The following is a 24,617-nucleotide window of genomic DNA, read 5'->3' as shown; positions in this document are numbered from 1 at the left end:
CTGATGCACACCCTTGGCTTTTGGCTCGTCGTCGGAATCCTGGCGGTCGTCCAGGCCGCCGTTGTCGTCACCGCGCTGCGCATGCGCGTGCGGTCCACGGCGGCCCGCAGCGTCGTCGGCGGCCGGCCCGCCGAGATCTCGTGGACGCTGCTTCCGGCATTGCTGCTCGCGGTGCTGGTCCTGGTGTCATCGCAGGCCCGGTAGAAGCGCAGCGCCCCTTGAACGCCTCGGAGATTCCGCTCGCCATTCATGTGCGCCGCGCCGGTCAATGGGCCTTCGCCGCGTCGGTGCTCACCATCGGCCTCATCGCCTACGGCGCCTGGGTGCGCGTGTCCGGGGCCGGCCTGGGCTGTCCCGACTGGCCGCTGTGCGAAGGCGTAATCGTCCCTGAGCTCGAGGGCGACACCGCCATCGAGTTCGGTCACCGCGTCTACGCCGGCGTCACCATGCTCGCCACCGCGGTAGCCGCCTGGTACGCATTCCGCGCTCGGACGCTTGAGCCATTAACCAACCGCCTGCTCCTGTGGGCGCTGGCGGCCATCGTCGCCCAAGCCGGGCTCGGCGGCGCCACCGTGCTCACCGAGCTTCACGGCATGGTTCGCCTGGCCCATCTCACCTTTTCCCTGCTCACGCTGGCCCTGCTGACCATTGGTGCGCTGCATGCGCTGGGTTGGACCCGCGCGGCGCTGCCCGGGATTCGTCGCACGCGGGCGCTGCTGGTGGCGACCGCGTTCGTAGTGCTGGTCGGCGGCTCCATCGTGGGCACCAACTCCAGCGCCGGCTGCCCCACGCTGCCGCTTTGCGACGGAAGCGTGGGTGCGGAGAACCTGACCCTGCACATGCTGCATCGGGCCGCGGCCTCGGCGCTTCTGCTGACGTTCTTCTTCACCGCCTGGCAGGTTTGGCGGCGCGCGGGAATCGGTCTTGCCTTCAACTTGAGCCTGGCCGCAGGCCTCGTATCAGCCGCGCAGTTCGCCGTCGGCGTCACGTCCATCGCCATCGGCCTCTATCCCGAGCTGCGCGTGCTGCATCTGGCGCTCGCCACCCTGCTCTGGTGGGTGGTGGTGATCCATTTCGGCCTGGCGCTGCAGCCGCGGCGGCGCTGATGGCCGCGCTGGCTCGCCACCTCTTCACGCTGACCAAGCCCCGAATCGTTCTGCTGCTCGTCTTCACGGCTGCCGCCGGGGTCTGGAGGGCCGCCGCCGGCAGCCCCGAGCCCGCGGTGTTGCTGGCCGTGGTGCTCGCCGGCGCCGTGGCCGCCGCCGGGGCCAATCTCATCAACCAGGGTCTGGAGCCCGACATCGACGCCAAGATGCGTCGCACCCGCGAACGTGCGGTGGCGTCGCGTCGGGTCCGCCCGGCAGCGGCGGTCATCGCCGGGCTCGTGCTGGTGGCGATCGCCGTCGTCGCCCTCGCAGTCACCACCAACCTCCTCGCCGCGCTGCTCACGCTCGCGGCGGCCGCGGTTTATGTGCTCGTCTACACCGTCCTGCTGAAGCGCCGTTCGTGGAACAACATCGTGATCGGCGGCGCCGCCGGCGCGTTCCCGCCGCTGATTGGCGCGGCCGCCGTCTTAGGCCACATCGACGCTGTCGGCCTCTACATGTTCGCCTTTGTGTTCTTTTGGACCCCGCCGCACTTTTGGACGCTGTCGCTGGTGCTGCGCGATGACTACAGCGCGGCCAGGATTCCGATGCTGGGAGCCGTCGCCAGCCCACGCGATACCGCCGTGCAGATCATGCTGTACATCCTGCTGCTCACGGCCCTGGCATGGCTGCCGCTGGCCGCCGGCTACGGCGGGCTGGCGTTTGCCCTTGCGGCGACGTTGCTCGGCGCCTACTGGCTGCGCGCCTCCTGGCCCCTGCGCAACGGCGCCGGCTCCAAGCAGGCGTTGAACGCCTACAAGTTCTCGCTGGTCTACCTCGCGCTGGTGTTCCTGGTGCTAGCCGTCGAGCCGATGCTGCCCTGGTATGTCTAGTCTCGGGTCGGCGTCGAGCGTGCGTGCAGTCGTCCTCCTCGACCCCGGTATGGGCTGACTACCCGGTCACCCCCGCGATTGCGTCGCATACCTGAGCGTCGCGACGATGGGCAGCGCAGCCAGGACGACCACGGCCGCCGCGAAGAACGGCAGACCGACCATGTCGTCGAATTGCCCGGCCAGTCGCCCGCTGCCGGCCGCACCGGCGGCCACGCCCAGCGAATACACCGCATAGAAGACCCCGAACACCCTCCCGCGGCTCCTGGCGCCCGTGGCTTCCGTAACCAATGCCGCCGCCGCCGGAAATACGAGCCCGTACCCGAGGCCGAAGACTGCCATTCCGATGGCGATCCCGGTGTAGCCGGTGGACGTTCCCACCACGGCCAGTCCGGCTGCAACGCCAACGAGTCCAACGATCAACGGAATGAATCGTCCGATGCGGTCGCTCGCGCCCCCGATGGGACTGGCCATCACCAGCATCGACACCAGCGCGTAGATCGCGAAGCTGACGCCGGACCGCGCGGCGGTCTCGCCCTGGTCTTCCAGCACGAGGGGCAGGTGCGTCACCAGGACGCCGACGCCGACAGTGATGGCGAACTGGGCGGCATAGGCCGACCACAACAGGCGGCTGCGCCACAGGGCGGGCAGTGACTCGGCGCTGCTTGCGACGGTGCGTGAATCCGCCGGGCGCCATGCCCCGCGCGAGGTGGTCGCAAAGATGATGAGCGTGGCCATCACGAAGGCGGCGTCGGCCACGAACACGGCATTGGCGCTCCACGCGTCGCGAAGCAGCCCGGCGGCCGGCGGTCCGATCATGGCCGGGATCGCGATCAGGGCGCCGGCAAGCGCCATCGCCCGCGCTCGCCGCTCGGTCACGGCGCGGTCTCCCAGGATGGCGAAGGCCCCCGGCGTGAGCGCGGCCGCCCCAAGGCCGTGGATCGCTCGCGCGGCCAGAAGCTGCTCGGGCGAGCGGACCACCGCGTAGCTAAGGACGGCCAGCGCCGTGATTCCCAAGCCGAGAAGCACTGGCAGCCGGCGCCCCCATCGGTCGAGGACGAACCCGGCGGCCAAGTTGCCGAAGAGGTTGGTGACCGAGTAGGCCGCGACGATCACCCCGACCAACGTGGCCGACGCGCCGAGGTCCCGGGCATGCGGCGCCATGATCGGGAACTGCATGAAGAGATCGAAGAACGCCGCCAGCACAACCATGCGCGCGGCCCAGGTGGCGTAGCGCGTGACGCCTTCGGACTGGTCGTTCCCGGAGCTCGCACGTGCCACGGAGCGGATTGTCCGAAACCTTTCGACTATCGGGCGACTGGGGCGAACTCAGTCACCCACGCCGACCACTCCGGGTTCGCACGAGGCGTGGACTCCCGCCAAACCCGCCTGCTGAGGTCGATGGCACGTCTCCGCTCGATTCGTCGGCGCAGTTGCGCTGCTAGCCTCTAGTCTAGGTCGAGTCTCGGATCTCATCGCCCTCATGGATTTCGCGCACGGGCGGTCGTCGGGGCGGGCTTCCTTCAGTCCGCGCGAATTCGCGCGCGCCCTGGGCGCCACGTTTGCCTACACGCCGCGCGTGATGGCCATGGTGTGGCAAACCAGTCCCGGCCTCACCGCCGGGGTAGCCGCCGTCACGGCGGTTCGCGCCCTCATTCCCGCAGCGACCATATGGCTCACGAAGCTGGTCATCGACGCGGTCGTCGAGGCCATCGCCGTCGGCGGCGCCGGCGACTCGGTCAACCGCGTGGTGATGCTGGTAGTGCTGCAGCTGGCCCTGGCGCTGGTCGGCACGGCGCTCGATCACGGGGGCAACGCGCTGCAGGCGATGCTGGGCGACCGCTTCTCGAACCGGATCAACATCATGATCCTGGAAAAGGCCGAGACACTGGATTTGGCCTATTTCGAAGACTCGACGTTCTACGACATGCTGGAGCGCGCCCGCCGCGAGGCCAACATGCGCCCGACCGGGCTCGTCACCAACGTCTTTTCGCTGGCCGGCAGCTTCATCCAGCTTGTCTCGGTGGCGGCGCTGCTGGCGGCGCTGGCCTGGTGGATTCTGCTGGTGGTGGCGGTCACGTCCATCCCCTATCTGGGCGCCGACATGTGGTTCGCCCGCGCGCGCTACCGGATGAACTGGCGGCGCGCGCCCGACGCCCGCCGGCTCTGGTATCTGGGCTACGTGATGACCTCGGACGAAACGGTCAAGGAGGTGCGGCTCTTCGATCTGGGCGGCCATCTGCTGGCGCAGTACCGCCGCACCTTTGCCCGGTTCTACCGCGAGAATCGCAAGCTCACGCTCTCGCGCGAGAGCATCACTTTCGCTCTCGGCATTGTGTCGGCGGGCACGGCGTCCGGGCTGTACATCTTCGTGGCGCTGGCCACCATCGCCGGGCGGCTGACGCTGGGCGATCTCACGCTCTATCACCAGGCGCTGGTGCAGACCCAGGAGCGGCTGCGACGGATCTTCGCCGGCGTGAACTCGATGTATGAGGCCAATCTGTTTCTGACCAACCTGTTCGACTTCTTGGCCTTCGAGCCGACGATTCGCCCCGATCCGGGGCAACGACCGGTGCCGCGACCCATCCGGAAGGGCATGGCCTTCCACGACGTGCACTTCAGCTATCCCGGCGTGCGGGAGCCGGTGCTGCGCGGCATCGACCTCACCATCGGCCGCGGCGAGACCATCGCGCTGGTCGGGGCCAACGGCGCGGGCAAGACCACCATCGTCAAGCTGCTCACCCGCCTCTACGATCCCTCGCGCGGACGCGTGACGCTGGACGGCGTGGACCTGCGCGAGTACGACGTCGCCAGCGTGCGCAGCCAGATCGGCGTGACGTTCCAGGACTTCGTGCAATTTCACGCCACCGCCAACGACAACATCGGCTACGGCAACCTGCCGCTCAAGGACGTGCGATCCCTGGTGGAATCGGCGGCGCGACGCAGCGGTGCGGCCGAGACTATCGAGGGACTGCCCGAAACCTACGACACCACGCTGGGGCGCTGGTGGGGCGACGGCACCGAGCTCTCCGGCGGCGAGTGGCAGAAGATCGCGCTGGCCCGAGGCTACATGCGCGACGCCCAGCTGCTCATCCTCGACGAGCCCACCGCGTCGCTCGACGCGCGCACCGAATATGAGGTCTTCCAGCGCTTCCGGGAGCTGACCTCGGACCACATGGCGGTGCTGATCTCGCACCGGTTCTCCACCGTGCGGATGGCCGACCGCATCTACGTCATCGAGGACGGGCGGCTGTCCGAGCACGGCACCCACGAGGAGCTGCTGGCCCGCGGCGGAACCTACGCCACCTGGTTCGGCATGCAGGCGTCGGCCTATCGCTAGCCGGCCCGTTTTGTGGGCGGGGTCGGCGACCCGTACGATCGCGGCAGCTACTTCCGCGGGAGATGTGTCATGTCTGAGACGGCAACGTTGAAAGTGGGCGACGAGGCCCCGGACTTCGAGCTTCCGACGGCCCCCAGGGACGCCGAGCCCTTCAAGCTGAGCGACCATCGCGGATCGACGGTGGTGATCAATTTCGTGCCGGCCGCGTTCTCGCCGGTGTGCAGCGACCAGTTGCCGATCATCGCGGAAAAGCTGGGTGGACTCGAGGGCACGGTGACGGTCGCGATCTCGACCGACAACACCTGGACGTTGAAGGCCTGGGCCGAGCAGTCGGGCGTGAGCTATCCGGTGCTGAGCGACTTCAATCCCCTCGGGGCCACCGCGAGCGCCTACGGCGTGCTGATCGAGGACATGAACATCGCCAACCGCGTGATCGTGGTCGTCGACGGCGATGGCAAGGTCGCGCACATCGAAACCGCGCCAGAGGTGGCCGAGCTGCCCGACTACGACCCCGTGATGGCGTGTCTATCGGGCTGAGGCCTCGCTGCGTAGGGCAGGCCGAATCGTAGAAGCGGCCAATCACGTCTTCTTCTGGAGGAAGACGCGATGCCCGGCTGTCGCGAGGCGGCGAACGTGGCCGACCGCCTTACGCCAGAACGAACGGCCAGATCCGCCGAGTGTTAGCGAGCTTCCTCCCAGGCGGCGGGCTTTTCGAATGACCCACTCACGTCTATCAAGTGTCGCGGGAATTGGCATTGCGCTAGCAGCTCTTGGTCTAGCAGCTCGTACGACGTGGCTGCTTTTCGCATACGGTCACTACGGCTCCGCTGCGGATTGACAACCATGACCGGGCGATTGAACTCCTGTCGTACCAGCTTGATTGGCTCCACCAGATCGGTGTCGTTGGAGACGACGACCGCTGCTTGAAAGTCTCTGACCGCAGCATCGAACACTAGGTACGTCGCCAGATTCACGTCAGACCCCTTCTCTTCCGTGCATTGCACACGAACCTTGTCGGGCAGGCCAGGTACCGGCTCAGCGAGATTCATCCATCGGGAGCCACGTGCGAAGCGGCCCTTGTGAATGTCCAAGCATGAAATGGTTCGGAGCGCGCGCTGGCAAATCTGCTGACGCACATGCTTCTGACGATCAGTCGGAACGGGCCTCACGTCCGCCGTGAAGTAGCGAATGCGGCTCAGTGTGAGTCGGGATCCTAAGAGTCGACGGCAAAGCTCTTCTAGGTCCAACCACTTGTAAGGCGTGCCTCGAAGGGCACCGTAGTACAGGTTGAAGCCGTCGACGTATACATTTGTGCGCATTGGCAAGAAAAAGCAGAGGCCACCCTCGGGTGGCCTCTGCCCAGCCGCCGAAGCAACTGGGGGAATTACCCTGACTGTCTGACCATCCCCGTAGGCTTGTCAAGAAGTCGTCAGTCGGAGTGCCCGTTCTGGCATCGGGTGCGTCACAATTGGGTCAGTGAGTCCGTGCTGAACGGAGGACGTTCGTGAGGTTTCCGAATCCGGTCTTGGCCACGCTGCGCCGAGGCGAAGTGTCCATTGGCTCCTGGCTGAACCTGGCGTCGCCCCTGGCTGCCGAGGTGATGGCGGTGGGCGGCTGTGAGTGGCTGGTGATCGACGCCGAGCATGCGCCCTGGGACCTGGGGATGATCACGGAAGGGCTACGGGCCATCGAGTCGCAGGATTGCGTGCCTCTCGTGCGTCCCTGGACCAACGATCCGGCCTGCTTCGGGCAGATCCTGGACGCCGGCGCCATTGGGCTGGTCGTCCCGCACGTGAGCACGGTCGAGCAGGCCGAGGCCATTGCCGAAGCCGTGCGCTATCCGCCCCGCGGGCATCGCTCGTCCGGCACCTCGCGCGCCACCATCGACCGCGCCTGGACCGCGCAGGCCAACGACAACCTGATCATCTGCCCCCAGATCGAGGACCTGGAGGGCGTGGCCAACACTCAGGCGATCATGGAAGTCGACGGCATGGACGTGGCCTATATCGGGCCGTCCGACCTGGCGCTCTCCATGGGGCTCACCAGCGCCGACATGTTCACGAACGCCGACCACGCGGACGCCATTGCCAGGATCCTGGCCGGGGCGCAGGCCGCCGGCAAGCCCGCCGGACTGCCGGCGCCGAACGTGGAACGGGCGCAACAGCTCATCGCGCAGGGATTCACGATGATCGACTACTCGAGCGACTACCGCATCTTGCAGGCCGCTCTGGCTGAGCAACTCGCCGCGGTGCGGGCCTAGTGGCCGCCGGGGGCGACATGAGCTACCTGACCACCGACAAGGTCGCCGTGATGGGCGCGGCGGGCGCCGTGGGCTCGAACCTGGTCCAGGCGCTGCTGTCCACCGGCACGGCCAACACCGTCGCCATGTACGACCCATTCGGGCCCGGCCTGGAGGGCGCGGCGGAGGAGATCTACCACTGCGCCTTTCCCGGCGCCGACGTGACCTGGACGACGGACGCGGGCGAGGCGCTGGACGGCGCGGCCTTCGTACTCAGCTCCGGCGGCGCGCCGCGCCGCGAGGGCATGACGCGCGAGGACCTGCTGCGCGGCAACGCCGAGATCGCCGCGCAGCTCGGGAAGGACATCAGCCAGCATGCGCCGGAGGCCAAGCTGGTGGTCATCGTGTTCAACCCGGCGGACATCACCGGGCTGGTGACGCTGGTGCACTCGGGCCTGCCGCCGCAGCGCGTGACCACGCTGGCGGCCCTTGACAGCACCCGTCTGCAGACGCGTCTGGCGCAACATTTCGGCGTGGCGCAGCACCGTGTGGACGGCTGCCGCACCTACGGCGGCCACGGCCAGGAGATGGCGCTCTACAAGGGCGCGATCCAGATCGACGGCGTGCCGCTCAACGACATTGTCAACGGCGGCGCTGCGGCCAATGGCGTGGGGCTGGACGCCGAGGGATGGCAGGAGATCCGCGAGCACGTGCTCGGCGGCGGCGCGCGCGTCATCAAGTTGCGGGGGCGCTCGTCGTTCCAGTCGCCGGCGCACCTCACCGCGATGATGGTGCGCGCGGCCTGCGGCGGCGAGCCGTTCGAGTGGCCCTGCGGGGCCTTCGTGACCGGCGAGCCGTACACAAACGTGATGATGGCCATGCCCACGACGCTCGGTCCGGGCGGGGTCGCCTGGCGCCTGCCCGAAGGCGACGCGGACGAGCGCGCGGAGCTCGACGCCGCCTACGCGCACCTCCAGCACCTGCGCGACGAGACGATTGGCATGGGCCTGATCCCGGCCGTCGCCGATTGGGGCTCGGTGAACCCGCACCTCGCGGGCTGACGCGGGGTCAGCCGTAGGTGCGCATCAGCTCTTCGGGCGTGAGGCGGCCGGCGTTGGTGGCCGAGTAGACGGCCGCCTCGACGCGGCGATCGGCGTCCAGCACGAAGGCCGTGGCCTGGAAGGCCCGGCGGCGCTCAAAACGGTAGGCGCCCACCGCGTCGGGGGCGTCCGGATAGGCCAACTCGCCCACCAGTGGGAACTCGAGCCCCAGGCGCTCCGTCAGCGCCGCGATGTCCTCGCGCGGATCGACGGAGAGTCCCACCACGTCGACGCCGATCGCGTCAAGGGTGTCGAGCAGCCAGTTGTAGCCGGCCAACTGCCGGCGACAGTGCGATCACCAGTGGCCGCGGTAGAACAGCAACGCCGTGCGCCGGTCCCCCAGATCATTGGGGATTCGGAACGGCGTGCCGTCGCCCAGCACACCCTCCAGCGCTGGAAACGCATCGCCGAGGTTGAGTCTTGCCATGTCGATGCTCCCCTTTCGTTCGCGCCAGTATGACCGACGGCGGCAGTGGCTCGGGTGCCGGGTGCTTGGGCCGGCAGGGCCGCCCGCCGTTCGTGGTGAGCCGGTCGAACCAAGACCGGACTCCCCGCCATTACCGACTGCGGCCCCGATTTGACACAATTGGGAGACGACCTTCCCGCACCGCCGGGACTTTCCTGGAGACAAACCATGGCAACGCAGTCAACGCCTGAGATCGTGGCGTACCTCAAGCCCGTCTGCGGCTGGAGCGCCGGCGTCCGCGCCGTCCTCGACAAATACGACCTCGGCTACGAGGACAAGGACATCATCAACAGCCCGACGAACTACCACGAGATGGTGATCAAGAGCGGGCAGCCGCTGTCGCCGTGCGTGGTGGTGGACGGCCGCATGCTGGCCGACGTCAGCGGCGAAGAGGTCGAGGCTTGGCTGGCCGACAAGGGCTACATCGCCAAGAACAACCTGCCCACGCCGGTCCCCATCGACCGCGCCTGCGCCGACGAGGTCCACGCCGCCAACGTCGCGTTCGAGGACCTGTAGCGCCGGACGCACAACCCGATTCGCCGCGCGCGCGGCGGTGATTCGGTTCCTTTTCCGAGTCGAAGCCACGCCGGCCCGAGCCGATAGGAGCGACCTGAAGCCGCGTTGCTCAAGCGACGGGCATCGGACCGCGTCGTTACCCTAGTGATCGAGCCGTTGCCGCATGTACGCTAGGCGGCCCGACTCTGCCGATCGGCCCTCCCTTCCCAGATAGCGACGTTTCCGCTGCGCCCCACTCGTCTCATCACTGTGGCCGTCGCTCTATTGCTCGCGGCGGTCGCTGCGGCTCCCGCAGCCGCGCGTGAGCTCGGCTTCGGCGTCACGGCCACGGCGCAGGTCACGGCGGTGCGCTACTACGCCGAGCTGCAGCACAACATCCTGAATCTCTCGGGCACATTCACCAACGGCGCATCCTTCGAGGCCAATTTCCTGGCCAACTTCGACCGGACCGGCGGCGTCGAGCGCTGGGGCTTCCCCACGTCGGAGATCTTCGAGGAGACCCGAGGCACGCTGACGCAGTACTACCAGCGCGGCGTCGTCGACTGGCAGCCGCCGCCGCAGGGCGGTCGGCACACGTTCCAGCGCCGCCTGGCCTGGGACCATCTGGGCGGCGGCCTCGGCGGGTCCATCGACCAGGGCGTTGAGCCGGACTTCACCAACCCGCATCCGGGGGAAGTCCTCGGTCCCTGGGGCCACAAGGTGGCGAACATTTCGGTGGAGGGAGTCTCAATTGGTTTTGCGGACTTCTTCCACCGGCTTGGCGGCGTGGACTCCTTCGGCTATCCCAAGTCCGACGCACGGCGTGACAACCACCACCAGGCCGTGCTGCACGACCCCGGTCGGGCCGTGGACAGCCGCATTCGGCAGTATTTCCAGGCCGCCGTCCTGGAATATCACCCGGAGTCCGAGACTTCGCCGGTCAAGCTCCGTTTGCTGGGCGACACCCTGCGCAACCGCAAATACCCCGGCAACTCCTGGGAGCAATTCCCGGCCTTCACCTCGAAGCCCCCGTTCAGCGTCGGCGATCAGGCGCGTCTCCACCAGGGTGGGTCGCTCGCTGCCGTCACGGCGACCGGCGACGTGGCGAGCACGGTGCAGCGCCTCCAGCCGTCGTTGCTACGCATCGAGACCGACCTGAAGCAGTGCGGCTCCGGCTTCTTCGTTACCGACGACGGCTACGCCGTCACGAGCTGGCATGTCGTTGAGGGCGCCCAAACGATCACCGCCACGACGGTCACCGGGCACCAGGCTACGGCCTCGGTGGTTGCCGCCAATGCGGACATCGACCTGGCGTTGCTGGTCATCGACGGATTGACCCACTCGGTACCGGTTACCTGGGGCAATTCGGCAGATCTGCCGCTTGGTTCACAGCTCGTGGCCATGGGCCACGGCGCGACGCTCACGGGTAAAGACTCGCCGTGCGCCGCCAGTCCAACGGTCACCACCGGCTTGCTTTCGAACCGCATCAGCGTTCCAGGCGGGAAATATCTCCAGACCGACGCCGCGCTCAATCCCGGCAACAGCGGCGGGCCGGTCGCGACGCTGGATGGGCACGTGGTCGGCATCACGGTCGGATCCCTGAGCGACCTTCAAAACACGAACTTCCTGATTCCAAGCGAGCGCGCGCGGCCCTTAATCGATTCGTGGCTTGAGACCATCAGCAGCGGCGGCGCGACGTCCCTTCCACCCCCTCGGCCCATTCTGCTGTTCAGTCGCGCCCACATTGACTGTCAAGACAGCTACGAAACCGAATTGACACCTGCCTCTGCCTTTGGTCGTGAGCTCATGTTGCAGGCAACGGTCGTGCTGCATCAAAACCCAGGACGGCAAGTCCCGATTGTTGACATCAATCTACGCAGCGCCTACGAGGGCTGGGAGAACCACGACCGAATCGGCATCGGCATACATGGTCGACCAGACACTTCCGGAACCGAGAGTTTTGGTTTGACGTGGGGCCGGTTCTCCAACGGCAGGTATGACATCATTCAAGAGTGGCCATGGGGCCAGATTCCTGATATCGACTACGGACGGCCCTTTGCCGTTCGCTTCACTTATCGCGACGGCTGGGCCGGCCTTGCGATCAATGGCGTGACCGTAGCGGCGGCCGAAGACCTGCCCTATGGCGCGGAGGCGCTCGTCAGCCTGGAATGCAAGAACTGGGGCGAGGGCGGCAGCGTCACCTTCACGAACGTGTGGGTGCAGGGCTACCCGCTCTAAGCCGCGAGCGGCGTTACGGGCTGTCTAGCCCCGCAACTCCGCTCCCAGCCGGTGCTGGAGCGCCCGGACGACGCGGTTGTGCGCCTTGTCGGCCTCCTTATCGGTGAGCGTCCGGTCCGGCGCCGCATAGCTCAGCGCGTATGCCAGGCTGCGCTTGCCGGCCGCGATCTGTTCGCCGCGGTACTCGTCAAACATGCGCACCGAGGCCAGCAGCGGCCGCCCGGCGCGCCGGATGGTTTCCAGCACCTCGGCTTGGGCCACGCCCTCGTCGACGACGACCGCCAGGTCACGCAGCGCAGCCGGATACTCCGACCAGGGCGTGAACGACGGCGGGCCGGCCGAGGCTGCCCGCAGCGCGCCCACGTCCACCAGCAGCGCCCAGGCGCGTTCGTCCAGGTCGTAGGCCGCGGCCACCTCCGGCTCGATGGCGCCATAGGCGGCCAGCGTTCGACCGGCTTGTGTCACTCCCACCGCCTGCCCGGCCGCGAACGTCGGGTGCTCGACCTCCTCGTGGCTGACCGTGGGCTGGTCGACGCCAGACCGCGCCAGCACTTCGTCGACGACGCCGCGGACGAACGGAAGCTCGACGGTCGCGGTCTCGTCCCAGCGCCCGGCACTGACGCGCTCACCAATCACCGCCGTCAGCAGCAGCGGCTCATCCGGCAGGTCGTCCTGGCGCGGCAGGAATGTCGGCTGGCACTCGAAGAGCAGCAGGTCGCGGTCGGTGTGGCGGCGGTTGGCGCGCAGGGTCTCCAGCATCGTCGCCAGGCCGGTGAGCCGCAGTGTCGACTCATCGGACGACAGCGGATTACGGATCGCCAGCGGCGCTCGGTGCAGCGGCAACAGGCGGTCGGCAAGCGCGCGCCCGGCGTCATTCATCGCGGAACGCTGAACCATTTCCCAGGTCTCCGGATCGCCCAGCGGCGTTTCCGGATCGGCGTCCAGCAGGTCGGGCGACACAAGCCGCGCCAGGCGGGCCTCGCTCGTGAGCGCATAGGTCACGCACTCGGTGAATCCAAGGCCGACCATCACGTCCCGCAGCTCGTCGTCGCGGGGGTCAAGCTCGCCCGGCACCGTGTCGGTCACGCCGCCGGTGGGCAGCGTATTCGGGATGCGGTCATAGCCCAGCAGCCGCGCGACCTCTTCCACCACGTCGGCGGGCGTGGTCACGTCGCGGCGCCAGAACGGCGGCTGCACGTGCAACAGGTCGTCGGTCTCGGTCACCGTGAAGGCCAGCGCCTGGAGCGCGCGCCGCACCTCGGTGCATTCGTAGGCCAGGCCCATGAGGCGCTCGATGCGGTCGAACTCGAGCGAAACCGGCTCGGGTTGACTCGGTGCCGGGTAGGCGTCGCCCGACAGGAACTCCCCGCGTCCCGCGCCGATGGTCTCGATGAGTTGCACGCAGCGTCGCAGCGCGGGTTCGGTGAGTTCAGGGGGGAGGTTTTTCTCGAACCGGCGCGACGCCTCGCTGCGCAGCGCCAGCCGGTGCGCCGTGCGGCGAATGCTCACGGGGTCGAACGTGGCCGATTCCAGCAGCACCGTCGACGTGGCGTCGGTGACTTCGGTAGCCAGCCCGCCCATCACGCCCGCCAGCGCCACCGGGCCTTCGCCGTCCACGATGCAGAGCGTCTCGCCGGTTAGTTCGCGGTCCTGGCCGTCCAGCGTCACCAGCCGCTCGCCGGCCCTGGCCGTGCGGACGCCGATCAGGCCGCCGCGGATGGTGTCCCAGTCGAACGCGTGCAGCGGCTGTCCGGTTTCCAGCATCACGTAGTTCGTCACGTCCACGATCGTGTTGATCGGCCGCATGCCCGCCAGCTCCAGCCGCTTGCGCAGCCAGGCCGGCGACTCGGCCACCTCCACGTCGCGCACGAACGCCGCCGAGTAACGGGCGCAGAGCGCCGGGTCGTCGATCTCCAGCTGCACCGACGGCCACGGTTCACCGTCGCTCGCCCGAGCGTCGGGGATCGGCGAGCGGACCTCGGTGCCGAAGAGCGCGGCGGCCTCGCGCGCGATGCCCAGCACCGAGAGGGCGTCCGGGCGGTTGGCCTTGAGCTCGAATTCGATCACCTCGTCGCCGAGGACCTCGGTCAGCGGGCGGCCCACGGGCGCATCGGGCTCCAGGATCAGGATGCCCTCGTGGTCGTCGCTCAGTCCCAACTCGCGGTTCGAGCACAACATGCCGCGTGAGACCACGCCGCGAATCTTGGTCGGCTTTAGCTCCTTGAGCCGCGGCTCGTCGGAGTAGGCGTCCCACAGCCGCGCGCCCTCGTGTGCGAAGGCGATCCTGTCGCCGGACGCGAAGTTCCACGCGCCACACACGACTTGGAACTCGTCCGCGCCGGTGGTCACCGTCGGCAGGTTGAGCCGATCGGCATTGGGATGTGGGTCGATGCGCACGACTTCGCCCACCACCACCCGGTCCCAGTGCTCGCCGGCGCGGTGAATCTCGGCCACCTCGAAGCCCGCGTCCGTCAGCCGCCGCGCCGCCTCGTCAACCGGCGCATCGACGCCCGACAGCTCGCACAGCCACTCGTAGGGCACCCGCATGAGCTAGTGGAACTGCCTGAGGAACCGCAGGTCGTTGCGGTAAAAGCTGCGGATGTCGGTGACGCCGTATTTCAGCATGGCGATCCGCTCCACGCCCATGCCAAAGGCGAAGCCTTGATACACCTCGGGGTCGTAGCCCACGTTCGCCAGCACCGTGGGATGCACCATCCCCGCGCCCAGAATCTCGATCCAGCCGCTGCCCCCGCAGACCGAACAGCCGCCGCCGTCACAGGCGTGGCAGGACATCTCGGCCTCGGCGCTGGGCTCGGTGAAGGGAAAATAGCTGGCGCGAATCCGCAGCTCGCGGTCCGGGCCGAACATCGCGCGCACGAAGTGGGTCAGCGTGCCGCGCAGGTCCGCCATCGTGATGCGCTCGTCGATCGCCAGCCCCTCGACCTGCATGAACTCGGACTCGTGCGAGGCGTCGCGGTTTTCGTAGCGATAGACCTTGCCCGGCGCGATCACGCGCACCGGCGGCCGCACCTGCTCCATCACGCGCGCCTGCACCGGCGACGTGTGGGTTCGCAGCAGCAGATCGCCGGGCCGCGCCTGCTGCTGGAGATGGAAGGTGTCCCACATGTCGCGGGCCGGATGGTCGGCGGGAATGTTGAGCAGCTCGAAGTTGTAGCGGTCCCACTCCACCTCCGGCCCGCTGACGGCGCGGAAGCCCAATGGCGCGAGCACCGCGCGAATTTCGCGCAGCGTGCGCGTCAGCGGATGCAGCCGGCCGAGTCGCACGGGGTAGCCCGGCATGGTGACGTCGGGGCCTGACCCATCGGCGCGCTGGCTCAGGCTCTGTTGGTGGGCGGCAAACGCCTCCTCGAGGGCCTGGCGCGCGGCGTTGGCGGCCTGGCCGGCGGCCCGGCGGTCCTCGGGGGGCAGCTCGCGGATCGACCGCAGGATGCCGGTGAGCGCGCTGCGCCGTCCCAGGTGCGCCACGCGCCAGGCTTCCAACGCCGCGTCGGAGCCGGCCTGCGCCAGCTCGGCCCGCGCCGCGGCCAGCAGCTCGTCAATCCGCTCGCGCACCAGGATCTTTGTTGGTAGAGGCAGCCACGCGCTGCCGCGCGGCCTCGAACAGGATAACGGCGGCCGCGGCGGCCGCGTTGAGCGACTCGACCTCGGCGTGCATCGGCACGCGGACGGTCGCGCGGCTCGCGGCGCGCCACGCAGGCGAAACACCGGCCGATTCGGCGCCCACGATCAGTCCGCAGGGGCGAGTCAAGTCGATGTCGTGATAGGTCAGATCGGCGTCGGTGACGGCCGCATATATGTCGACATCGTCGGCGAGCGACTCGAGGTCCGCCGGTTCGGCCGCTTTCCGAATGGGCACGCGAAACTGCCCGCCCGCGCCCGCTCGCATGGCCTTGGGGCTGTAGGCGTCGGCCGTGCCCGGGGCGCAGACTACGCCCGTCGCGCCCGCCGCGGCGGCGCTGCGGACCATGGCGCCGACGTTGCCCGGGTCTTGCACTCCGTCAACGACCAGGAGCAACGCGGGGCCCGAAACCGGCGGCGGGTCCGGCGTGGCGATCACGGCCAGGACTCCCTGGGGCGTCTCGGTGTCGGCGACAGCGTCGAATATCCCGTCGGTGCACCGGCGCACGGAAAGCCCCTGCGCCGCGGCCTCGTCGGCGACTGCCGCCGCGGCCGGAGACGGCTCCGCCGTGCACAGCACGGAAACGATCACGCCGGCGCGCAATGCCTCGGCCACGAGCTTCGGGCCTTCGACGACCGTGTGACCGGCGCGGCGGCGCGTGCTGCCGCGTTGGAGCAAACGAACATGGGCAACCGCCGGGTTGCGAGCACTGCGGATGAGCGGCGACGGAGCCACGGCCCCACCGCGCCTAGGCGGCGGCTTGCGCCGCCTTCACCAGGTCTTCGAAGGCCTCGGGCTCGTTGAGCGCCAGGTCCGCCAGCACCTTGCGGTCGAGGTCGATGTTGGCCCGACGTAAACCGTGCATGAACTGGCTGTAGGTCATGCCCAGCGCCCGAGCGCGCGCATTGATGCGCAGGATCCAGCCGCGCCGCATGTCGCGGCGCCGCGTGCGCCGGTGGGCGTAGGCGTATTGCCGCGCGTGCATCAGGTCTTCGTGGGCGGCCTTGAACTGACGGCTGCGGGCGCCCTTGTGGCCCCGCACGGCTTTGAGGACGCGCCGGCGGCGCTTGCGGCTGGCGACGCTGCGCTTGACTCGTGCCATCGGCGGTCCGCCCTATCCGGCGAGCAGGCGCTTGGCCTGCTTGAGCTGACCGCCGGTGATCGGCTGCTCGTGACCCTTGGCGCGCCGAGCGCGGCGGCTCTTCTTGCGCCGCAGGGTCTGCGCCGTGCTCTTGGCGCAGGTCACCTTGCCGTTGGCGGTCTTGCGCAGCCGCTTAACGGCGGCTTTTCGTGTTTTGAGTTTTGGCATAGGACAACAAAACCGCGGCGCATCACGCCGCGATGCTTCAGAGTAGCACGGGCCGACCGACCAGCCTGAGCATCGGAAGAGGTTTCGTGTGACTCGACCGGCCAGTGATTGTCACTGAGGGCCCTGGCGCAAGGACCGACTCGTGCCGGTCCCAGGGTCAGGCTTCAACTGGTGTACCAGCAGAACGGCAACTCCAACTCTTCGAGGTCGTTGAACCGAGCGTTACGCAGCCTTGCGGGGAGGCACCCGGTGAGTCGATTGGTACTACCGAGATTCACATGCTGCAGATTTGCTAAGTGGCCCAGGTCAGACGGAACCTTCCCGTCTAGCCGATTGTCTCTGAGGCTCAACTCCCTTAGGTGAGTGAGACTACCCAGTTGGGGCGGAATCGTCCCACGAAGTTGGTTGCCATCGAGCGACAATCTTCTCAAGTTGGTCAGACGACCCAGTTCAGGTGGTATTTCCCCCTGCAGCCTGTTCCTGGCGAGCGTCAAGGAGGTTAGTCGGGAGAGGCCACCAAGTTCGGGAGGAAGATCTCCTCGCAACTGGTTATCGGCCAGGTCCAGCACCTCCAGGGAAGCGAGGAGGCCCAGCTCGCGCGGTATCGGCCCCTGCAGATGGTTGGCAGCGAGATTTAGATGCCGCAGCCTGTGGAGGTCGCCCAATATCCTCGGGATTGCTCCACTGAGCTGGTTTTCTTCGAGAGACAGCGAGTGCAGATTGCCGAGGCTGCCCAGCCAGGACGGAATGGCGCCGCTCAACTGGTTGTTGCTGAGGCCCAAGTCTTGCAGTTGAGTGAGGTGGGCCAGATCGGGCTGGATCGCTCCAGTCAGTTGATTCCAAGAGAGCCAGAGCGTTTTCAGATTTGTCAGGCCGCTCAGCGTGGACGGAATAGTGCCAGTCAACTGGTTGTGACCCAGGACTAGTTCTTGTAGTTGAGCGAGGTGACCGAGATCGGGCGGGATCGCCCCAGTCAGTTGATTCCATGTAAGCGATAGCTTTCTCAGATTTGTCAGGCGGCCCAGCGTGGACGGAATAGTGCCGGTCAACTGATTCTCATCGAGTCGGAGTTCCGTGACCCGACCGCGGACGGTAGTGACGCCGAACCAGGCACCGATGTGCACATCGGTGAGCCAGTTTCGATTGTCCGTCCAATTCGGTCCATCGGTCGCGTGGTAGAGCGCGACTAGAGCCACCCGGTCCGCGGCAGCAGATCCGGGTGTAGGGATCGCCACGGGCGTGTCCACCGGCGCGTCGCACGTGGCCGCCATGAGCGCCATTGCCAAAAGGAGCGCGAGCGCGGCGGCACAATTGGTCATGGGTACGGTTATTGCGGCTTGCAATCACCTCGTTTGAGACATGGTACCTAAGGACCTGATCGACCGATAGATTTTGCTCGGTTCGTTCGGAACCTCTGCGCCGGGCGCTGGCCGCTAAGGCCAAGCCTCCGGGCGGTATCGCCTGGCGGACCCGTCGGCCGCGTTCCACCGTCAATCCCGTCAAAAGCGGCGGATCTGGCCTCGCCCACGACTCGGCTGGCCGGCACCGAGCGATTCAGCCGCCAGAAACTGAGGTCAGGTCGGCCGCTGCGCCCTCACGCGCAACCGTTCCCCTTCAGCACGCCTCGTGCACGTTTCCGGGGTTGCGGACGTGCACCCAACTCCGAGCCCGGCGGCGCGGATGGTCATTGTCAGGGCCTCCCACGGAGCCCGTCGCACGCCGGCCCGCCCATCCATACTCAACTCGCCCCACAGAATGGCAGACCAAGCCTTTCGAGGTCGCTCTCCTCGAGGTCTCCCAACCCCTCGGGGATGCAGCCCGTGAACTGGTTGTACGCGAGCTCGAGCGACCGCAGATTCGAGAGTTGGCCGAGCTCAGGCGGAATCGGTCCACTGAGATGGTTGCGGTCGAGCCGCAGGTGCACCAGCTGGCCGAGGCTGCCGAAGTCGGACGGGATCGGCCCGTGCAGCCGGTTCCCCGCGAGAACCAGCACGCGCAGGCTGGAGAGACGGCCGAGTTCGCGCGGGACCGGTCCACTGAGTTGATTCTCCGCGAGCGCCAGCGCCGTCACGCGACCGCTGACATCCGTGATGACCCCGATCCACTCGCCGAGGGGCGCCTCGCTGAGCCAGTTGGTGCTGTGCACCCAGTTCGGGCCATCGGTCGCGCGATAGAGCGCGACCAGTGCCGCGCGGTCGGCGGCAATAGCGGCCCGCAGTCCCCCGGCCGACGCCGGATCCGCAACTGCGCAGAACGGCAGGCCGAGCTCTTGGAGGTCACTGCGCGGTAGCTCAGCCAAGGCTGCGGGGATGCATCCAGCGAACCGGTTGCCGCCGGCGAGGCGCAGCATCGTCAACCTGGTGAGGCGACCGAGACTGGAAGGAATCGCTCCGCGCAGCTGGTTGCCGCTCAGCCACAGCTCGTCCAGATCAGCCAGTCGGCCGAGGTCGGCAGGTATCGGCCCGCCGAGCTGGTTGTCGCTGAGGTCCAGTCCGACCAGATTCGAAAGCCAACCCAATTCGGGCGGGATCGGCCCGCTCAGCCGGTTGTCCGTCAGGTTCAGCCCGACCAGGTTCGCAAGCTGGCCCAGTTCGGGCGGGATCGGCCCGCTGAGTTGATTGGAGCCAAGCGCCAGCCCGTACAGCTCGGTGAGCTGACCCAATTCTGGCGGAATTGGCCCGCTCAACCGGTTGCCGAATAGGACCAGCTCTTGCAGGTTGCCCAGGCGGCCCAGCCCCGGCGGGATCGGCCCGTCCAGCAGATTCCCACGAAGATCCAAGAGTTCCAGCTTGGCGAGCTGGCTTAGCCCAGGCGGGATCGTCCCGCTCAGCTGGTTGTCCCGGAGGACCAGCCCTATCAGATCTGAAAGCCGGCCCACTTCGGGCGGGATCGGCCCGTCCAGTTGGTTCCCACGAAAATCCAAGAGCTCCAGGTTGTCCAGCTGCCCCAACGTGGGCGGGATCGGTCCACGCAACCGGTTGAAGCGAATCTCCAGTCGTCGCAGCCGCGAGAGATTGCCCAATCCCGATGGGATCGCCCCGCTGAGTTGGTTCCCCGAGAGCCACAGCGCCTCCAGACGCGCGAGGCCTCCCAGCTCAGCCGGGATCTCCCCGACCAACTGATTGTCATCGAGCGCCAGGCGCGTGACACGGCCATCGGAGTCCGTGGTGACCCCGTGCCATTCACCCAACGGCGCGTCACTCAGCCAGTTGTCGTGGTTTGCCCAGTTCGGTCCGTCGGTCGCGTGGTAGAGCGCCACGAGCACCGCCCGGTCAGGGTTGGAGGTGGGCGCGCCGGTCCGCGTTGCCGTCGCGTCCGGCATTGCGGTCGGCGATGGCGAGACCGGCGCGGTCCGGATTGGGTCAGGTGTCGCAGCGGGCAAGGCATTCGGCGCTGCGGTCGGGTCCGACGTGGCAACGGGCGTGGCTGGCTGAGCCGTGGCTCTCGCCTGCGCCGCGTCCGCCGTTTCCGCCGAGTCGGCGGGCGCGTCGCACGCGAACGCCATGAGCCCCAATGCCAGCAGGAGTCCGAGCGCGGCGGCAGGGACGGTCATGGGCCATGCCTCCCACGGAGGCGCTTGCGCGGCGCACCGCGCGATGCCCGCAGCCCGATCCAACAAGTAGACGCGGGCAAGCATCACGCAAGCTCTCGTGCCGGGCAACCTGGGCGTAGCCAAGCTGCAGGACAGACCCGCCAATGGCAACGCAACCGGCTGCCCCGCGCACCTGGAGTCCTCCCGGGCGGACTATGGTGAGGTCCCCACGAAAGGAGACGATGGCGACACTCCTCCGTCATTCCGGCGGAAGCCGGAATCCAGTCCGGTCGAATCTGGGGGAGCCTGGATTCATGGTGGGGGAACGGCTCGCGAACCGCCACTACGTCAATCGCTCAATCCTGTCGGTAAGCGGGACCGACGCGATAGCGACGGCTCACGCTCCGGCTCACCGATGCCGTGCGGTACATTCGCCAGCGAGGGAGGCTGGCCGCTGCGTTGTCGCGCGCCCCAAGTCCCCGCTCAACGCGCCTCATGCACATTGCCGTCGTGTCCGATGTCCATGCCAATCTGACCGCGCTGCGCGCGGTGCTGCGGGACATCGACACCCGTGCTCCCTTTGATCTGATCGTGTCCAATGGCGACCAGATTCTGGGGGGGCCGCGACCGCTGGAGACTTGGCGGGAGTTGCAGCGCATCGGCGCCTATTGCCTCTGCGGCAACACCGAGCGCGATCTCGGGACCGGCGAGTTCCCACCGGCGCCCGCCGGCGGCCGATGGCGCGATCGCATCCTCGAAGTCTTCGACTGGACGATCGAGGCGCTGCCGAACGCGGTCATCGCGCGCGCGGCGGCCCTGCCGCGCCGGCTTGAGCTGGGCATCGATGGCGCGCCGCTGCTGGTCATCAGCCACGCCAACGGCGTCAATCTGGACGAGTTCATCTGGGCCGACACCGATCCGGTGGAGCTCGACCGCTTGATGGGCACGCCGCGGCCGGCGCTGCTGGTCGTCGGCCACATTCACGCTCCGCTGGACCTGCAGGTCGGGCCCACGCGAGTGCTGCGGGCGGGCAGCGTGGGATTGATGTATGAAGCCAACGCCTACAACCAGGCCCATTGGACCGAGATCACCTGGGATGCGCCGCGAGGCGCGTGGACGGCGGAGCCGCACGCCGTGATCTGGGACCACACGGCCGAGATCGCCGCGGGACGCGCGGCCGGATATCCGGGCACGGAAATCCTGCCGGGATACGAGCGCGCCTAGCGGGCGGCGTCTTGTTCGCGTGCGCAAGGGCTGCGATGCTTGCGCATGAGAGGCATCGCGCTGGAGGCGACGATGGACGCACCCCTGGCGGAAGAGACGATTCGCGACTCCCTGCGCGAGGTGATCGACCCTGAAATCGGCATCAACATCGTGGACCTGGGACTGATCTACGAGATCGACGTGGCCCCCGCTGAGTCCGAGGCCCACGACGTGTCGGTGACCATGACCCTGACGACGCCCGGATGCCCGGCCGGACCGCAAATCCTGCAGCAGGTGAAGCAGGTGGTGGAGGCCGTCCCCGGCGTGCGCAGCATGGATCTCGATCTCACGTTCAGCCCCTTGTGGAACGAGGAGATGCTGAGCGAGGACGTCCGCTGGATTCTGGGCCGCTAGCCACGATGCGCCGGGCGGGGTTTTGGTAGGGGCGGTTCGAGAACCGCCCGTCCAGGGGCCGTGACGATCGCACGTCGCGCAACCCGGCTCAGCTTCACCAAGCTGTCGCTCTTCGAGTTCTGCCCCACGGCCTATCGCTATCGCTACGTTGAGCGCGTGCCGGTGCCCTTTGTGCCCCGGATCGTCGTTGGGGCGATCGTGCACGCGGTGCTTCACCGGCTCTTCGAGCGCCTGCAAGCCCGTGAACGAGTCGACAAGAGTGTTCTCGACGGTCTGCACGCGGACTACTGGGCCGAGGCCCCGCGGCTGGACCGCGACCGCTTTCCGGAAATGTGGCGGGACGGGCAGGCGTTGCTCGACGGCTATTGGTCGGCCAATCACGCAAACCTCGGCCAGCCGGTCCTGCTCGAATCGCGCTTCCGCTTTCGTCCAGATGCCGATGCCGGCTATTCCATCGAGGGCGTGATCGATCGGGTGGATGAAACGCCGTCAGGCACGGCCATCATCGACTACAAGAGCGGCCGCCGTCCCGAGCGGCTGCCGGACCGCCTGCGCGCCCAGCTGCACACCTACGCGCTGGGCGTGGAGCAGGTGCACGAGCGCCGCGTCGAGCGTCTCGACGCCTATTTCCTGGCCGACAACGCGGGCATCTCAATCACGCCGGACCCCGACTACAGCGACGCGTTGCTGGATCGCTACGCAAACACGGCGGATCGGGTCGAGGCCGCCAGTTTCACCGCCACGCCCGGGCCGCATTGCGACTGGTGCGATTTTCGTGACCGGTGTCCGTTCCGCGCGACGGACGCGTAGCGCTCAGCCCGCGCGGCCGTTGCCGTTCGCGTGGAATCAGGTTCCGGCTGGGGAATGGCGACCTTGAATGTAGGCTTCGAACTCGTCGCGGAAGCGGCTGACCGCGCCGCGCACCGGCTGGTGCGCGAAGTGCCCCAGCCCGCAGAACGACGCCATCATGCTGGCGCCCAGTTCCTCGAGCAGGTCGAGGTCATCCATCGTGCCCTGGCCGTGCAAGATGCGCTCGCAGATCTGGACCAGGTTTGGCGTGCCCTCGCGGCAGGGGATGCAAAAGCCGCAGCTCTCGTCCTCGAAGAACAGCGCGTCCCGGTAGGCCACGTCTACCATGCAAGTGGTGTCGTCGAACACCACGACGCCGCCGGTGCCCATGATCGTGCCCAGGTCGGCCATCGACTTGGGTTCGAGCGGCGCGTCGAGCTCGGCAGGGGTGAGGGGCGCAGACGATGCTCCGCCGGGCTTGAATCCCTTGAGAGTCCGCCCTTCGGGCACGCCGCCGCCGTGATCCATGATCACCTCGCGGGCCGTGACGCCCAGGGGCAGTTCCACGCAGACGGGGTTCACCACGTTGCCCGAGAGGCAATACATCTTGGTGCCCGCCGCGTCGCCGACGCCGAGGTCCTTGAACCACTCGGCGCCCTTCATCACGATGGCGGGGGCGGCGGCCAGCGTCTCCACGTTGTTGATCGCGGTTGGCAGGCCCCACACGCCGAAGTTCGTGGGGAACGGCGGCTTGAACCGCGGGTTGCCCCGCTTGCCTTCCAGGGAATTGAAGAGCGCCGTCTCCTCGCCCACGATGTAGGCGCCGGCGCCGCGCCGGAACTCGACCTCCAGGTTGAAGTCGCTCCGGCCGCAGATGCCCTGGCCCAGATACCCGGCCTCGTAGGCCTCGCGCAGAGCGGCCTTGACTCGCTCGTGCGACAAGCCGTACTCGCCGCGGATGTAGAAATAGCCGCGCTCGGCGTTGGAGGCGTAGGCGGCGATGATCATGCCCTCGATGGTCATGTGCGGGTCCAGCTCGAGGGACAGGCGGTTCACGTAGGTGCCCGGCTCGCTCTCGTCGGCATTCACCACCACGTAGCGGGGCGTCTTAGGGTCTTTGCGGACGAACTCCCACTTCAGCCCGGTCGGGAAGAAGGCGCCGCCGCGGCCGGTGAGGTTCGACGCTTTGATTAGCTCGGTTACGTCCTCTGGAGTCATCTCCTTCAGGACGCGCTCGAGGGCCTCATAGCCCCCGGATTCGCGATAGCTGGCCAGCGTCCAAGGCTCGGGATTCCCAAAGTTGCGCGTGACGACCAGCTCCATCAGCCCGCGCCGTTCCGGATGTCGTCGAGCAGATTCGGCACGTCGTCCGGCATCACCGGACCGTGCTGATCGAGGTTGACCAGCATGGCCGGCTGCTTGTCGCACAGGCCGAGGCACGAGACCACTTTCACGATGAACTGGCCGTCGGGGCTGGCGTGCCCGCGCGGCACGCCCAGCGCCTGCTCCAGCGCGCCGATCAGCCTGGGCGCGCCGGCCAGGTGACAGCTCAGGTCGCGGCACACCCGCAGCACGTTGGGCGGCTGCGGCTCCAGCGAGAACATGGTGTAGAAGGTCACCACGCCGAACACCTGGCTCTCGGGGATGCTCAGCTCCTCGGCGATCAGGGTGATGGCTTCGGGCGGCACGTAGGAGAACAGCTCCTGGGCGGCGTAGAGCGCCTCGATGGACGAGCCGGGCAGATCCTTGAGCGGCTGCAGCTGTTCCCGCAGCGTTTCCAGCTTGGGTCGCTCGGACTCCGGCAGCGGCTCGCGACCGGGCGGCGTCTCGAGCTCAGTGTGGTGAATGGCCATGCAGCAAGGGCGCGCGCGGGCGCG

Annotated in this window: 23 protein-coding genes and 1 pseudogene; 12 read left to right on the top strand and 12 right to left on the bottom strand. The window is 67.7% G+C overall.

The features are described from left to right. Window positions 1-3 precede the first annotated feature (3 nt). Genes OXG33_00915 through OXG33_00905 form a run of 3 tightly spaced genes read left to right on the top strand, consistent with a single transcriptional unit; the run spans window position 4 to window position 1,978 of the window. The gene (locus OXG33_00915; protein MCY4112484.1) at window positions 4-204 is read left to right on the top strand and encodes a hypothetical protein; all 201 of its coding nucleotides are present in this window, start codon (window positions 4-6) and stop codon (window positions 202-204) included. A gap of 14 nt (window positions 205-218) precedes the next feature. After that, window positions 219-1,106 carry a COX15/CtaA family protein gene (locus tag OXG33_00910; protein MCY4112483.1) on the top strand — a complete coding sequence of 296 codons (888 nt, stop codon included), beginning with the start codon at window positions 219-221 and terminating at the stop codon, window positions 1,104-1,106. Next, entirely contained in the window at window positions 1,106-1,978 is an 873-nt protein-coding gene (locus tag OXG33_00905; GenBank protein ID MCY4112482.1) for a heme o synthase, read from the top strand. The genes OXG33_00910 and OXG33_00905 overlap by 1 nt, the downstream gene beginning before the upstream one ends. A 66-nt stretch (window positions 1,979-2,044) precedes the next feature. Here the strand turns inward: OXG33_00905 and OXG33_00900 are convergent, their stop codons facing one another. Then, on the bottom strand, window positions 2,045-3,256 hold the full coding sequence (locus OXG33_00900) for an MFS transporter (protein ID MCY4112481.1): 1,212 nt from the start codon (window positions 3,254-3,256) through the stop codon (window positions 2,045-2,047). A 202-nt stretch (window positions 3,257-3,458) separates the two neighbouring features. Here OXG33_00900 and OXG33_00895 point away from each other — a divergent pair, with 202 nt between their 5' ends. The 4 genes from OXG33_00895 (at window position 3,459) to OXG33_00880 (ending at window position 8,615) form a co-directional block, all read left to right on the top strand. After that, on the top strand, window positions 3,459-5,315 hold the full coding sequence (locus OXG33_00895) for an ABC transporter ATP-binding protein (protein MCY4112480.1): 1,857 nt from the start codon (window positions 3,459-3,461) through the stop codon (window positions 5,313-5,315). 69 nt (window positions 5,316-5,384) lie between these two features. Next, the gene (locus OXG33_00890; protein ID MCY4112479.1) at window positions 5,385-5,852 is read left to right on the top strand and encodes a redoxin domain-containing protein; all 468 of its coding nucleotides are present in this window, start codon (window positions 5,385-5,387) and stop codon (window positions 5,850-5,852) included. A 967-nt stretch (window positions 5,853-6,819) separates the two neighbouring features. Further along, window positions 6,820-7,575 carry an aldolase/citrate lyase family protein gene (locus tag OXG33_00885; GenBank protein ID MCY4112478.1) on the top strand — a complete coding sequence of 252 codons (756 nt, stop codon included), beginning with the start codon at window positions 6,820-6,822 and terminating at the stop codon, window positions 7,573-7,575. A 17-nt stretch (window positions 7,576-7,592) separates the two neighbouring features. Further along, window positions 7,593-8,615 (top strand): malate dehydrogenase, encoded by a 1,023-nt coding sequence (locus OXG33_00880; protein ID MCY4112477.1) that lies wholly within the window; start codon window positions 7,593-7,595, stop codon window positions 8,613-8,615. A gap of 7 nt (window positions 8,616-8,622) precedes the next feature. Here the strand turns inward: OXG33_00880 and OXG33_00875 are convergent. Together OXG33_00875 and OXG33_00870 are read right to left on the bottom strand one after the other, a co-directional pair. After that, window positions 8,623-8,934, bottom strand: a pseudogene (locus OXG33_00875) (peroxiredoxin). A 15-nt stretch (window positions 8,935-8,949) separates the two neighbouring features. Then, window positions 8,950-9,081 carry a hypothetical protein gene (locus tag OXG33_00870; protein ID MCY4112476.1) on the bottom strand — a complete coding sequence of 44 codons (132 nt, stop codon included), beginning with the start codon at window positions 9,079-9,081 and terminating at the stop codon, window positions 8,950-8,952. 207 nt (window positions 9,082-9,288) lie between these two features. Here OXG33_00870 and OXG33_00865 point away from each other — a divergent pair, with 207 nt between their 5' ends. Both OXG33_00865 and OXG33_00860 read left to right on the top strand, forming a co-directional pair. Next, window positions 9,289-9,636 carry a glutaredoxin gene (locus OXG33_00865; protein ID MCY4112475.1) on the top strand — a complete coding sequence of 116 codons (348 nt, stop codon included), beginning with the start codon at window positions 9,289-9,291 and terminating at the stop codon, window positions 9,634-9,636. A 249-nt stretch (window positions 9,637-9,885) separates the two neighbouring features. Then, window positions 9,886-11,853: a S1C family serine protease gene (locus tag OXG33_00860; GenBank protein MCY4112474.1), complete on the top strand. Its 1,968-nt coding sequence runs from the start codon at window positions 9,886-9,888 to the stop codon at window positions 11,851-11,853. Window positions 11,854-11,877: 24 nt separating this feature from the next. On the opposite strand, the gene pheT is transcribed toward OXG33_00860, so the two are convergent. The 7 genes from pheT to OXG33_00825 form a co-directional block, all read right to left on the bottom strand. Then, on the bottom strand, window positions 11,878-14,400 hold the full coding sequence (pheT, locus tag OXG33_00855; protein ID MCY4112473.1) for a phenylalanine--tRNA ligase subunit beta: 2,523 nt from the start codon (window positions 14,398-14,400) through the stop codon (window positions 11,878-11,880). Window positions 14,401-14,403: 3 nt separating this feature from the next. Beyond that, the gene (gene pheS, locus OXG33_00850; protein MCY4112472.1) at window positions 14,404-15,426 is read right to left on the bottom strand and encodes a phenylalanine--tRNA ligase subunit alpha; all 1,023 of its coding nucleotides are present in this window, start codon (window positions 15,424-15,426) and stop codon (window positions 14,404-14,406) included. After that, window positions 15,410-16,228 (bottom strand): RNA methyltransferase, encoded by an 819-nt coding sequence (locus OXG33_00845; protein MCY4112471.1) that lies wholly within the window; start codon window positions 16,226-16,228, stop codon window positions 15,410-15,412. Before OXG33_00845 ends, pheS begins: the two co-directional genes overlap by 17 nt. A 13-nt stretch (window positions 16,229-16,241) precedes the next feature. After that, on the bottom strand, window positions 16,242-16,595 hold the full coding sequence (gene rplT, locus OXG33_00840; GenBank protein ID MCY4112470.1) for a 50S ribosomal protein L20: 354 nt from the start codon (window positions 16,593-16,595) through the stop codon (window positions 16,242-16,244). A gap of 12 nt (window positions 16,596-16,607) precedes the next feature. Continuing rightward, entirely contained in the window at window positions 16,608-16,802 is a 195-nt protein-coding gene (locus tag OXG33_00835; GenBank protein MCY4112469.1) for a 50S ribosomal protein L35, read from the bottom strand. Window positions 16,803-16,966: 164 nt separating this feature from the next. Then, the gene (locus OXG33_00830; protein ID MCY4112468.1) at window positions 16,967-18,121 is read right to left on the bottom strand and encodes a leucine-rich repeat domain-containing protein; all 1,155 of its coding nucleotides are present in this window, start codon (window positions 18,119-18,121) and stop codon (window positions 16,967-16,969) included. Window positions 18,122-18,540: 419 nt separating this feature from the next. After that, complete coding sequence (locus OXG33_00825) at window positions 18,541-20,355, bottom strand: hypothetical protein (protein ID MCY4112467.1); 1,815 nt, start codon at window positions 20,353-20,355, stop codon at window positions 18,541-18,543. A 474-nt stretch (window positions 20,356-20,829) separates the two neighbouring features. Here OXG33_00825 and OXG33_00820 point away from each other — a divergent pair, with 474 nt between their 5' ends. From OXG33_00820 to OXG33_00810, 3 genes are read left to right on the top strand one after another with little or no spacing between them, the layout of a single operon-like run. Then, window positions 20,830-21,558 carry a metallophosphoesterase family protein gene (locus OXG33_00820; protein MCY4112466.1) on the top strand — a complete coding sequence of 243 codons (729 nt, stop codon included), beginning with the start codon at window positions 20,830-20,832 and terminating at the stop codon, window positions 21,556-21,558. 45 nt (window positions 21,559-21,603) lie between these two features. Continuing rightward, the gene (locus tag OXG33_00815) at window positions 21,604-21,951 is read left to right on the top strand and encodes a metal-sulfur cluster assembly factor (GenBank protein ID MCY4112465.1); all 348 of its coding nucleotides are present in this window, start codon (window positions 21,604-21,606) and stop codon (window positions 21,949-21,951) included. Window positions 21,952-22,011: 60 nt separating this feature from the next. Continuing rightward, the gene (locus OXG33_00810; protein ID MCY4112464.1) at window positions 22,012-22,761 is read left to right on the top strand and encodes a PD-(D/E)XK nuclease family protein; all 750 of its coding nucleotides are present in this window, start codon (window positions 22,012-22,014) and stop codon (window positions 22,759-22,761) included. Between the two features lie 36 nt (window positions 22,762-22,797). Here OXG33_00810 and nuoF read toward each other — a convergent pair whose 3' ends face one another. Together nuoF and OXG33_00800 are read right to left on the bottom strand one after the other, a co-directional pair. Beyond that, window positions 22,798-24,063: an NADH-quinone oxidoreductase subunit NuoF gene (gene nuoF / locus OXG33_00805; protein ID MCY4112463.1), complete on the bottom strand. Its 1,266-nt coding sequence runs from the start codon at window positions 24,061-24,063 to the stop codon at window positions 22,798-22,800. Further along, a complete protein-coding gene (locus OXG33_00800) occupies window positions 24,063-24,593 on the bottom strand; it encodes an NAD(P)H-dependent oxidoreductase subunit E (protein ID MCY4112462.1) in 531 nt (176 codons plus the stop codon). Before OXG33_00800 ends, nuoF begins: the two co-directional genes overlap by 1 nt. Between the last annotated feature and the right edge of the window lie 24 nt (window positions 24,594-24,617).

The organism is Chloroflexota bacterium, from assembly GCA_026708035.1.
Taxonomy (GTDB): Bacteria; Chloroflexota; UBA11872; order UBA11872; family UBA11872; genus JAJECS01.
This window is presented reverse-complemented; position numbering and strand designations above follow the sequence as displayed.